Origin of the sequence: Bradyrhizobium sp. B124, assembly GCF_038967635.1 — a bacterium.
GTDB lineage: Bacteria > Pseudomonadota > Alphaproteobacteria > Rhizobiales > Xanthobacteraceae > Bradyrhizobium.
Window position 1 is genome coordinate 5,176,384 of sequence record NZ_CP152413.1, and the last position, 11,778, is coordinate 5,188,161.

Below are 11,778 nucleotides of genomic sequence, written 5' to 3' on the forward strand. Positions count from 1 at the left end.
GTGATCCTCGGGCATCAAGCGGAGACGGACGCTCATGAGCATCTTCGAGGGATTGAAGGTCATCGACTGCGGCAGTTTCATCGCCGCGCCAACCGCCGCGACACTGCTGGGAGACTTCGGCGCCGACGTGATCAAGATCGAACCGCCCGGCGCAGGCGACGCGTTCCGTCAGGTCCCGAAGCTGCCGGGCATGCCGAGATCCGACCAACCATATGGCTGGCTGCTCGACAACCGCAACAAGCGCGGCCTTGCGCTCGATCTATCGAAGCCCGAAGGCCAGGCGGTGCTGCATCGCCTGGCCTCCACCGCGGATGTGTTCATCACCAATTATCCGCTCGCCGTCCGCAGGAAGCTGGCGATCAGCTACGAGCGGCTTGCCGCGGCGAATGATCGGCTGATCTACGCATCCTTCACCGGCTATGGCGAAACCGGCGACGAGGCGGGAAAGCCGGGCTTCGATGTCACTGCCTACTGGGCGCGTTCAGGCCTGATGGACATGGTGCGAAGCGACGCCAGCACGCCGCCGGCGCGGGCGCTCGCCGGCATGGGCGATCACCCGTCGGGCGTTTCGCTGTTCGCGGCCGTAGCGGTGGCGCTGTATCAGCGCGAGCGGACCGGCCGCGGCACCCAGGTCGGCTCCTCGCTGCTCGCCAACGGCGTCTGGTCGAACGGCATCATGGCGCAGGCGGCGCTGTGCGGGGCGACGTTCACGCCGCGGCCACCGCGCGAGAATCTGTTCAATGCGCTCGGCTGCTACTACCGCTGCCGCGACGGCCGCTGGCTGCTGCTCGCGATCGTCAATGAACAGCGCGACTTTCCGACCGTGGCGAAATGCCTGGGCCTCGACAACCTGCTCACTGATCCGCGCTTTGCCAAGCAGGCCGATCGCTTCGCCCGTTCCGCGGAACTGATCGCTCTGTTCGACGCGGCATTCGCGACGCGGGACCGGGACGAATGGCGGGCGTGCCTCGATGAAGCCGGTATCGTCTTCGAATGCGTTGCCGAGATGAGCGACCTGTGCGCCGACCGGCAAATGCTGGCAGCCGGCGTGCTGGTGCCGTTCGAGAACGACGAGATGCTGACCATCGACAGCCCGTTCTTCGTCGACGGTGCGACCAAGGTGAAGCCGCGCAAGGCGCCCGCGGTCGGCGAGCACAGCACACAGATCTTGCGCGAGGCCGGCTACGATGACGCAGCCATCGCCGGGATGCGCGAAAGCAAGATCCTGGCATGATACGCTGACCACGAGACGACGCCTGCCGCCTTCATCGCGCGCACGAGAAAGGCCGCGCCCTCGGGTGAGGAGCGCGGCCAGTCTCGAGGCGCCCGAACCGGGGGGCACCACAGCGGCGATGCGGCGCAGCTGAGGTTCGGAGGACGCCCCCGAGCAGAAACGATCAGCGCCCGACGTGTCCCCTACTCCTTGATCAGCCATCGCGCTTACTGTCGAAGGCCAATCTATGCATGGAGTTCGACCGCGAGGAGGTTCGACGAGGCCGGTTCGGAGGTGACTTATGGACGGCGCGGCGTAACGAACGGCCGGACGCGGCAACGTCCTACCCGCACGGCCTTCACATCGGCGAAGAGACCCGGAAGTCGGATGGGCTCTTTCCGGTCCAGCGGATGAAGGCATGCCGGAAGTTGGCGGCGTCGCTATAGCCCAGCCGGTTCGCGATCTCCTCGTTGGTCATCGCGGTCTTGCGCAGATATTCGATCGCAAGCCGCGTCCGCACCTCCGCGAGCAGCTCACGATATGATGTATCTTCCGCTTCGAGCTTCCGCCGCAGCGCGCGAGGATGCATCGAAAGCCTCTCGGCAATCGCCTCGATGTTCGGATACCTGCCGGGCTGCTCGATCAGCACCCGCCTGACATCGGCAGCGATCCCGCCCGCATGATTGACCTCGGACAACACCTGCTCGCACATCTCGCGCGCCATTCCGTGGGTGCGAGAATCCGCCAACGCCACCGGCCCGTCGGCCTGCGACAGCTGGTACCTGTACTCGTTGCCGCGCTGGCGAAACAAGACCGGGCAGTCAAAGATCACCTGGTAGGCGCGGGCATGCGCCGGTTCGCCATAGGCGAGGGAAATCTGCGAGAAGCGGAATGACTCGCCCGCCAGGTCCTTCATCGTTGTCAAATGCGACGAAAGGGCGAACTCGGCCGCAAAGCGATGCACGTCCTGCGTCGGATTCGGCCAATGCAACGGCTCGAACGCACAGACGACCGCCGCACCGTCATACGAGTATTTCGCATCGCACAGCGGGCCAACGACCCGAAGGTATCGATTGGCGAAGGCGCGCGCATCGTCATAGGTCGCGCTGCTCAGCAACGCATATCCGTACATTCCGTGCGCCGTCACCCGCATGCGCTGTCCGGCATGGAGTGCAACGGTCGGTTCGTTCGACAGCCGCAATGCATTGCGAACCACGATGTCGATCTGCCGGTACGAGATACGCGTCGTGTGAGCTTCGAGCTGATCCTCGGTCAAGCCGGTGCCCGCCAGCGCCACGGACGATCGGACCTGTTGCCTGCCGAGCTCGGCGATGATGGCAGCAATCAACTGCGCCGAATACACATGCTGGTCGAAATCCGGCGGCAATTGACATTCCGGCACGGCGTCTCGCAGACGCCTTCCAGCGCTCATGGTCGTATTCCTCCCTAGGCTTGGAGTCTTGCTTAAATCGAAATCATTCGCAATGCTGGCGGCAGCTGGCCGGCTACCCCTATCCCCAGCAACGGGCAGCGCGCAGCGGATCGTATCCAGCGATGCCGAATTCGGTCGCGATGTATTTCGTCGGCGCCGCCGTGCTTCTGGTCAGCATTCCACGACGTTCACCGCGAGCCCGCCCAGCGACGTCTCCTTGTATTTGGATTTCATGTCTTCGCCGGTCTGCAGCATCGTCTTGATGACGGCATCAAGCGAGACATAGTGCTTGCCGTCGCCACGCAGCGCCATTCGGGCGGCGTTGATGGCCTTGACCGCCCCCATCGCATTGCGCTCGATGCAAGGGATTTGCACCAAACCACCGACCGGATCGCAAGTGAGACCGAGATTGTGCTCCATCCCGATCTCGGCGGCGTTCTCGACCTGGGCCGGCGCACCGCCGAGCACGGCCGTCAGCCCGCCTGCGGCCATCGAGCAGGCGACGCCGACCTCGCCCTGACACCCGACTTCCGCGCCGGAGATCGAGGCATTCGCCTTGTAAAGCATGCCGATCGCAGCCGCCGTGAGCAGGAAGGTAACGACGCCGTCGTCGGTCGCGCCCGGACAGAACTTGACGTAGTAATGCAGCACCGCCGGGATCACGCCGGCGGCGCCGTTGGTCGGCGCGGTCACGATCCGTCCGCGCGCTGCGTTCTCCTCGTTCACCGCCATCGCGAAGGCGTTGACCCAATCCATCGCCGCCAGCGGATCGACGCTCTCGGTGTCGCTGTTGCGGGCTGACAGTTCGCGATAGAGAGCCGGCGCGCGACGCCGAATGTTCAGCGGCCCAGGCAGCGGTTCAGCCGCGCTAGCATTGTCGATCCCGAAGCCGCGGTCGACGCATTGCTTCATCGTCTCCCAGATCTTCAGGAGGCCGGAACGGACGTCAGCGTCGGTGCGATGCACGCACTCATTGGCCAGCACCATGTCGGCGATCGAGCGCCCGCTCGACTGCGCGCGTTCGACCAGCTCGGCGCCGGTGCCGAACGGATACGGCCAAACCGGAAGCTCGCCGCCTGCGCCGCCAGCCAAGTCGCCCAAGCCGCGCTCGATCACGAACCCGCCGCCGATCGAGAAGTAATAGCGCTCCGCCAGCAGACTGCCGTCGGCCGTGAACGCCACAAGACGAATCCCGTTGGGGTGTTCCGGCAGCGCGCTGTCGGGCTGGAAGATGATATCGCGCCCGCGCCGGAACGGGACCGGGTGAACATTGAGCAGCCGCAACTCGCCGGACCGCCGGATATCCGCAAGCTGCGGCGCCACCTGGGCCGGATCGACCGTATCGGGCTTTTCGCCGAGCAGGCCGAGGATCACGCCGAGATCGGTCGCATGCCCGCGCCCGGTCGCGCCCAGCGAGCCATAGAGGTCGGCGCGGACCTGCGCTGTCCTGGAAAGAAGGCCATCGCGCTCGAGCGCGCGGACGAATTGTCCGGCCGCGCGCATCGGCCCCACCGTATGCGAACTCGAGGGGCCGATACCGATCTTGAATATGTCGAAGACCGAAAGCATCAGGCAGCAGGCAGTTGTTGCTTCACCAACTCGACCCAATAGGCGGCGCCGAGCGGCAGGATGGCGTCATTGAAATCGTAGTATGGATTGTGCAACGGCGGATCATTGGCGGTCTCGCCCGCACCGATGCAGATGTAAGCTCCCGGGCGCTCTTGCAGCATGAAGGCGAAATCCTCCGATCCCATCGCCGGCTTGATGTCGGTTTGCACCTGTTCGACGCCGACGAGGTTTGCGGCTGCCGACGCCGCGGCATCGGTTTCCGCGGGCGTGTTGATCACCCCCGGATAACCCCGCATGTAGCCCAGATCGATCTTTGCGCCATGGGTTTGCGCCACGCCGGCGCAGACCTGCTTCATGGCGGCCTCGACCTGATCCTGTATCTCGGCGTCCAGCGTTCTCACCGTGCCACGTAGTGTAACGGTTTCGGGCACCACGTTCCAGGTGTCGCCGCCATGGATCTGGGTGACGCTCACGACAGCGGCGTCCATTGCGCCGATGCGGCGGCTCACGATGCCCTGTAGAGCGGAGACGAGATCGGCCGACACCAGGATCGAGTCGATGCCCTTCTCCGGCGTCGCGGCATGACAACCGCTCCCGGTCACGACGATCTCGAAGGTATCGAGGAAGGCCGTCGCGATGCCGGTCCGGATCGCGAATTTTCCGCGCGGGATATTCGGAATGTTATGCATCCCGTAGACCGCGTCGGCGGGAAACATCTTGAACAACCCCTCCTCGACCATTTTCTTGCCGCCGCCTTCATTCTCCTCGGCGGGCTGGAAAACGAAATGGACGGTGCCGCGGAACGGCCGGTGACGGGCGAGCTGCACGGCAGCTCCGAGCAGCATTGTGGTGTGGCCATCATGGCCACAGCCGTGCATCTTGTCGGCGCGGGTTGACTTGTGGACGCGGTCCCCGAGTTCCTGGAGATCAAGCGCGTCCATGTCGGCGCGCAGCGCGATCGTCGGGCCTTCGCCATTCTTCAGCGTTCCGACCACGCCGGTTCCGCCGAGGCCGCGATGGACCGGGATCTGCATCTCCATCAGCGCATCGGCCACGAGCTGGGCGGTGCGGTGCTCCTGGAACGCGGTTTCCGGGTTGGCATGGATATCATGACGCCAATCCAGCATCCGGGCACAGATATCATCGGCGATTCCAAACTTCTTTGACATGCGTTGGTCCACCTGTCCTTGGCTAGCGATGGAAGAATTCGGCGATCAATGTCGCACCGAGGAACGTGCCCGCGGCCGCCGTCAGCGAGACCACCACGATACGCCAGCTCAGCTTCCTGAAGATCGGAAGATCCTTGGCGACCGAGAAGCCGGCGAGCGTCAGCACGGGGGTCGTGAAAGCCAGGAAGTTCAGCTTGTCGACCGAGCCGATCATCGCGTTGGAGAACGGCAGCAGGCCGGGAATACCGAGCACGGTGGTGACCGCGACCAGGATCAGGATGTGCGGCACTTTCGACAGCAGACGGGCAAGGACGTCCACCAGCAGCACCACCGCGAGCACGACCAGGAGGCCTGCGCCCGATTCCAGCAGCGGAACCTTGTAGGTGAGCGAATTGCCGATCAGGACGCCGCCCGCGACGGTGATCCAGGCGAGCAGCGAGTCGGAGAAGCCGAACGTTGCGTGCTTTGTCTCGCCGGCGCTGGCGATCGAGGGCCCGAGGTTTCCCGACGAGAAGTTCGAGAACCGGCCGAGCACGGGCTCCAGCCTGTCATACAGCCAGGAGCACACCGGCAGCGAGAAGAACAAGGCGAAATAGAAGCCGAGAACGGCGGTCATCAGGTTCGCCGCCGAGGCGATCGCAATCAGCTCCTTCGCCATCTCGGGTGGATTGTGGCCGTTGATGGTGCCGATCGCGGCCGCCATCATGCTGCCCGAGCCGACGCCAGCGCCCATCGCGAGCGACCGCGGATCGAAGATGTGCAAACTGGCGACAAAGCCGGCCAATAGCGCGATGAACAGCGCACCAAGCACGGTGCCGGTGATGTACTCGGCCAGCACGCCGCGCCCTTCGGCGGAGTTCATGCCGTATTTCTCGCCGATGATCACCATGTTGCCTTCACGGCCGATCGAGAAGGTCGCGCCGACCGCTTCGCGCTTAACCCCGAGCAAGAGCGCAATCGGCAGGCCGAGGACGAGCGTGCCGAAGGTGTGCCCGAGCTCCTGGAAGATCAACGCCCAGCCGGCCTTTTGCACCTCCGGCAGCGCGCCGCCGACCGTGAATGCCATCTTGATCACGAAGAGCAGCAGGCCTGCGTTGAGCAATTGTCCCGCATAGGTCTGCAGGCCGGGCCCGATCCGCGCGGCGGCAGGCAGATAACGCGCTGAGAGGCCCCATGCGGCCGCAATCAGCAGCGCCCACACCATCGGTTGAAGCAGCACCTTGCCCGGTCCGATCTGGAACTGGACGATCCCGACCGTCTCGGCGACGGCAACGATGATCAGAACGGCAACGAACAGCGTGAGCTTGCCGGTGCTTGCGGGATTGACCGCCGGGGCGGCCAGGTCTGCGGAAGGCGAAGAGGTCGACGTCATGATGCTGGACACCTCCAGAAAATGATTGCGAGGCAATGCGGTGAACGGTGAACCAACTTGCGCGCGCAGCATCGGGGAGAAAGCATCTTGCATCAATGATCGTGCCGTCCCGTTTCTGTTGCATTTTTTGCAACACTGGCGGGCCGAAGATCCAGCCCGCGAAAGCCGGCATGACCGCGACGTTACCGTTATCGATGCGAACGGCGCGAGGACGGCGAAGCCATTCCTCGGCTAGTCCCCCATGCTAGTCGATCGCTCCGGACGAGCCGCCCGGTTCGAGCTTCTGCACATCCGCCACGCTGACGCCAAGCACCACGATGTCGTGCGTCTTGCCCTGAAGGTCTTTCACCTGGTCGCGCAACAGAGCTTCGGCGCGGAAGCCGAGTGCTTCGAAAATCGCGATCGCGCGGGTCTGGTCGGACGTCATCTGCACTGTCAGGCGTTCCAGGCCCATCGACAGCGCGAGGTCAAACGCCTCATTGGAAAGAGCCCGTCCGATGCCGGTGCCGCGCACATGCGAGGCGATCACGGTCCTGATCTCGCCGACATGGGCCGACCACGACATGGGGTCCCGCACGATCGTGCCGCACCCCACAACGATGTCGTCCTTGACCACCAGCAGGCTGACGATCGAGCCGCGCTCGATCTCCTTGATCCATGCCGAGAGCACCTTCGGCTCACGGATATTCCGCGGAAGGAACAGCATGTCGTGCACGGCAAGCGCGTTGGCAAACTTCAGGACGGCGGCCTCGTCGGCAGGCCCCATCAACCGAAACTCGACGTCCCCGCTCTCGAAGTTGACGCGACGCGGATAGGATCGCATCTTGGTGTTCCTCATGCAGATCGTTCACTCAATCCGAAATCCAGACTTCGCCACAACCACCTTGTGGGGATCGTAGCGCTTTTTCTGCCTGTCCTGCGCGCAGGAGCCGGATCAGGCAAGCCGGGTGTACCGATGTCCTAATATAACTCCCGAAACGGCCCGTTTGCACCTTTCCGTCTCGATATGAGCACATAAGCCTGGCGACAATGATCATGAGCGCTTCCAACGACAACCTCGAACGACCGCTGCACGAAATACTGCGAAGCCATGCCCGTGAGCGGCCGGAGAAACCGGCCTGCATCTGGTATGGCCGCGCCATCACGTTCCTCGAGCTCGACCGCGCGAGTGATGCATTCGCGGCGCGCCTGCAACAGCTCGGCGTCGCCAAAGGCGAGCCGGTCGCATTGTTCATGAACAACTGCCCGCAATATCTGATGGCGCAATACGGCATCCAGAAGATCGGCGCCATTGCCTCGCCCTGCGGGGCGCTGAACAAGGAGCACGAGCTCGCCTACCAGCTCGACGATCTCGGCGCGCGCGTGATCGTCGCGGCTGAACCGCTATTGCCGATCGTAGGTCAGGTCCGCGACAAGACGAAGCTCGAGCATGTCTTCGTGGTCCGCTACCCGGACCTGCTGCCCGAGCGGCCACCGATCGGCGTTCCGGATGAACTGCTCGCATCCGGCTCCGAGCCGGCGGATACGGCCGGCGAAATTGAGGACTTCCTCTCCGTCGCTGCAAGCGGCGCGGCGCCCCGCGATGTCGCGATCGACATGAACGATACGGCGCTGATGATCTACACGTCGGGCAGCACGGGCCGGCCCAAGGGAGCGATGCTGTCCTATCGCAACGTTATTTTCAAGACGGCCGCGACCGTGAACTGCAACGGGATCGGCAGCGATGACGTGCTGCTCTCGATCGCGCCGCTGTATCACATCGCCGGCATGGTGATGGGCGTGAATGCACCGGTCTACGCCGGCGCGACGTCCGTGCTGCTGTACCGGTTCGATCCGCTCGTGACGGCAGAGGCGATCGACCGCTATCAGGTAAGCTGGTGGTACAGCGTGGCGCCGATGAACGTCGCGATCACGCAGCTCTCGAACATTTCCGACTTCGAATTGAGGAGCCTCCGCGTCAATCCCGTGACCAGTTTCGGTATCGACTGGACCGAAGCGCTTGCCAGGCAGTGGCAGGCCGTCGCGTCGAACTGCGAGAGCTTCGAGGCGGCGTATGGGCTGACCGAGACCCACACGGTCGACACCTTCATGCCGCGCAACGCAATACGCTGGGGTACCCACGGCAGGCCGGTGCCCGGCAACGAGATCCGGATCGTCGATCCCGACTCCGGCGCAGACCAGCCAGCCGGCGTCCCGGGCGAAATCGTGATCCGCGGCCCGGGCGTATTCAAGGGCTACCGCAATCGTCCTGATGCGACCGCGGAGGCGCTGCGCGATGGCTGGCTGCACACCGGCGACATGGGCCGCCTCGATGCCGAGGGCTATCTGACCTTCATGGGACGCTTCAAGGAGATGATCAAGGTCTCCGGCTACAGCGTCTTCCCGGAAGAGGTCGAATCGATTCTGAACAAGCACCCCGACGTGGCGGCGTCAGCCGTGATCGGCGCGCCCGACGCAACCAAGGGCGAGGTGGTCAAGGCCTTCATCGTGCTGGCCCCGCGTGCCGAACTGGACACCGCCCAGCTCGTGGCATGGGCGCGCCAGAACATGGCGCCTTACAAGGTACCGCGCGATGTCAGCTTCGTTACCGAGTTGCCGCGCTCACCGGCCGGCAAGCTGTTGCGGCGGTTGCTCAAGGACTGACGCTGCAGCGAGTTTGCCCCGACCGGCCGACGGCGCCAGCCAGAAATCCCGATCGGCCATGTCCCAAAATCACTCCCAATTTGGTCCGACAGCACCTTTTCGGGAATCGATGTCCATTGGACATGTCAATTTTTGGATCCCCGGCGATTCATCGATAAAGAGCAGATTGCAGCCTGCGACATGTTCAGTCACGACAACGAATGCTCGAGCATCAAGTACCAGCGACGCATGAAACGAATGATCGAAGCGCTCACAGGAGAACTGACGCTGCAAGGCATTATCGGTCAGGGGACCACCACGGATCTGCGGGTGGACATCGTCAGCCTGGCCGAAACCGCACTCATGGCGTGCGACTTCGATAAGGCCGCGGACTGATGCGGCCACCTGAACAGAAAAACCTACCAATTGAGCTACTGCCGAAGTCTGGCGTTTCGCCTCCAACACGCCGTCGTGATACACAAGCGGTTGTGAGTGCAAGGTCGCGTGTCACTCCGGCCGGCCGCCACCCAACAGCCCGGACTCCCACCCTGCAGCGGTTGCGCCAGCGTGATAGGTGGATTCGAGGAAGCTCAACAGGTCTCGTTCGGGATCACCGGACTGGCGAAGGTCATCGTAGTCGAGGAGGAACTCGCCCATGCCGGCGTCCCAGCGGGCGGCGGCCGGAGCGACCTTGGCGTTCTCGATGCCTTTCGGCTGCGGGTACGTGAAGGAATAGAACGCGGGCCTTGGATAGGAGGCATCGCCCGACCACCACCCCATCTCGATCAACTCCGCATTCATCGCATTGCGCCTGATGAAGCCGATATCTTGCGCGGGTGTGACGGGCTTGCCGTTGTAGAACACCACGCGAATGTCCAACGTCCCCCACATCAGGCCGATGGGTTGCGTCTTGCCCGTGAACCGGCCCTGAAAGATCTGGAGAACGCGTTGCGTGCTGAGGAGGATGCGCCACCACGCGTTGACCAGGTCGCGATCGTACGGGCGCTGCTCCTTGTCCTCGTTGAAGGGGATCGGACGGGGTCGTTCCTGCGGCAATAGAGTGATTGAAGCGTCAATGCCGGCGCCACGCAGCTGACCGAGCAGAGCCTCGACGAGCGCGGCAACGGATGTTGGCCCCAGCGGCAATTGTCCCGATCCGCCCGAACTCGTGAGCCACTGCAGCTCGTGCGAGATGAAGTCTGCGCGGACCTCGTAAGCGCCGCTCGCACAACGGATCGGGCCGGTGGTCAGCCCTCTCGCGCTGAGCCACAACGGCACCTCGGCCCATTGCGCTTGAAACGGTTCGGCCAGCTTGAGCTTGCCGACCGCCTGCAACGCCATGTGGAGAAGATTTCGCGTGGGCTCGAAGGCCGGGCTGGAAAGCGCCGGCCAGAAATCGGAAGTGCGGCTGCCAGCAGTCATGGCGTGTCCTCACACACGGCAGTTGGACGGCCCGGCAGCTGGCTCGATTCAGCGAAACCTACGCTGCCATGCAGCCTGCTCCAATGCGCTGTTTCCAGTTACCGGTTCGCATCAAGGTTATCGCTTATAACCTTGTCGATCACCCCTTCATTGTGCTGGATGAACTCGTCCCGCGACATGCCGGAGGCCTGCCACAAGGCCTGAAGGCCGGCGTCCCTGTGCAGCCATTCGTTTCGGGTCTGATGGTCGATCTTATGCCGCCGCGCATCCTGTGATCCGTGGGAGGCTTTGTCATGATCCTTGGACATTGAGGTTCCTCCTATGTCGCTATCAATGACATTCAACATCGCGCTCTGCCGGATTGTTCGAATGAACAGGTGTTTCCGATCCGCCAAAGCATCGAAAGTCCTGATGGCAAAGAATGCGCCAACTCGGGCACAGAAACAATGTCAATGGCTTGGTAGCGAGACGCATGGCGACGACGGACATTTTGGACATTTTGTCCGCGCCGTCGAGGACAGGCTGTCCATCGGCGATGCATGCACGCGCTCGGCATCTCCGGCGCGGATGAATTTTTCCCGAGCCTAATCGGCCTCGTCGAGAGGCGGCCGGGGCGCCTGAAAGCCGTGCGCATCCGCGAACCGAAGCGCCTCGACGATCATCGTCTTCATGGCCTCGGGTCCATCATCGTGAGTGATCTCATACTCCAGGAGGAAAGAGGCAAATGCATCCTCGTCGATCTTTTCGAGCGCGTCAGCGAGTTCATTCATCGTCATACGGCACCTCCTGGACCCCAGTCCCACTCGGATACGCCAGTTCAGTATATGCTGATGGCAACTATCATGAGAAGGTCGAGGCGTTGCGCGATCGAAGGGGATCTCGCGCCAACTTGCCTGGATCAGATGTTCCGCCTATTTCAGCAAATTGTCGCGCGGCTCGATGGGTGCGGGAAGATCCCGCTCTCCTAGCAGGAATAGAA

11 protein-coding genes are annotated in these 11,778 nt (G+C 63.2%); 3 read left to right on the forward strand and 8 right to left on the reverse strand.

All coding sequences use genetic code 11. The features are described from left to right. Positions 1–34 precede the first annotated feature (34 nt). Complete coding sequence (locus tag AAFG13_RS24670) at positions 35–1,234, forward strand: CoA transferase (protein WP_342708502.1); 1,200 nt, start codon at positions 35–37, stop codon at positions 1,232–1,234. 337 nt (positions 1,235–1,571) lie between these two features. Here AAFG13_RS24670 and AAFG13_RS24675 read toward each other — a convergent pair whose 3' ends face one another. From AAFG13_RS24675 to AAFG13_RS24695, 5 genes are all read right to left on the reverse strand, one after another. Beyond that, positions 1,572–2,645, reverse strand: a complete 1,074-nt coding sequence (locus AAFG13_RS24675) for an AraC family transcriptional regulator (RefSeq protein ID WP_207833846.1) — start codon at positions 2,643–2,645, stop codon at positions 1,572–1,574. A 171-nt stretch (positions 2,646–2,816) separates the two neighbouring features. Next, a complete protein-coding gene (locus tag AAFG13_RS24680; RefSeq protein WP_342713387.1) occupies positions 2,817–4,217 on the reverse strand; it encodes an L-serine ammonia-lyase in 1,401 nt (466 codons plus the stop codon). Then, positions 4,214–5,383, reverse strand: coding sequence for a M20 aminoacylase family protein (locus tag AAFG13_RS24685; RefSeq protein ID WP_342708503.1), 1,170 nt, complete (start codon positions 5,381–5,383; stop codon positions 4,214–4,216). The genes AAFG13_RS24680 and AAFG13_RS24685 overlap by 4 nt, the downstream gene beginning before the upstream one ends. A 22-nt stretch (positions 5,384–5,405) precedes the next feature. Further along, positions 5,406–6,755 carry a DUF3100 domain-containing protein gene (locus AAFG13_RS24690; protein WP_342708504.1) on the reverse strand — a complete coding sequence of 450 codons (1,350 nt, stop codon included), beginning with the start codon at positions 6,753–6,755 and terminating at the stop codon, positions 5,406–5,408. A gap of 244 nt (positions 6,756–6,999) precedes the next feature. After that, complete coding sequence (locus tag AAFG13_RS24695; protein WP_249132039.1) at positions 7,000–7,578, reverse strand: GNAT family N-acetyltransferase; 579 nt, start codon at positions 7,576–7,578, stop codon at positions 7,000–7,002. Positions 7,579–7,790: 212 nt separating this feature from the next. On the opposite strand from AAFG13_RS24695, the gene AAFG13_RS24700 reads away from it, so the two are divergent. Beyond that, positions 7,791–9,398 (forward strand): AMP-binding protein, encoded by a 1,608-nt coding sequence (locus tag AAFG13_RS24700; RefSeq protein ID WP_342708505.1) that lies wholly within the window; start codon positions 7,791–7,793, stop codon positions 9,396–9,398. 180 nt (positions 9,399–9,578) lie between these two features. Further along, a complete protein-coding gene (locus AAFG13_RS24705; RefSeq protein ID WP_342708506.1) occupies positions 9,579–9,773 on the forward strand; it encodes a hypothetical protein in 195 nt (64 codons plus the stop codon). A 111-nt stretch (positions 9,774–9,884) separates the two neighbouring features. Here AAFG13_RS24705 and AAFG13_RS24710 read toward each other — a convergent pair whose 3' ends face one another. The 3 genes from AAFG13_RS24710 to AAFG13_RS24720 form a co-directional block, all read right to left on the reverse strand. Next, positions 9,885–10,799 carry a DUF5996 family protein gene (locus AAFG13_RS24710; protein ID WP_342708507.1) on the reverse strand — a complete coding sequence of 305 codons (915 nt, stop codon included), beginning with the start codon at positions 10,797–10,799 and terminating at the stop codon, positions 9,885–9,887. 98 nt (positions 10,800–10,897) lie between these two features. After that, positions 10,898–11,107, reverse strand: coding sequence for a hypothetical protein (locus tag AAFG13_RS24715; RefSeq protein ID WP_212316660.1), 210 nt, complete (start codon positions 11,105–11,107; stop codon positions 10,898–10,900). Between the two features lie 276 nt (positions 11,108–11,383). Beyond that, positions 11,384–11,575, reverse strand: a complete 192-nt coding sequence (locus AAFG13_RS24720; protein WP_212316658.1) for a hypothetical protein — start codon at positions 11,573–11,575, stop codon at positions 11,384–11,386. Positions 11,576–11,778: the final 203 nt, after the last annotated feature.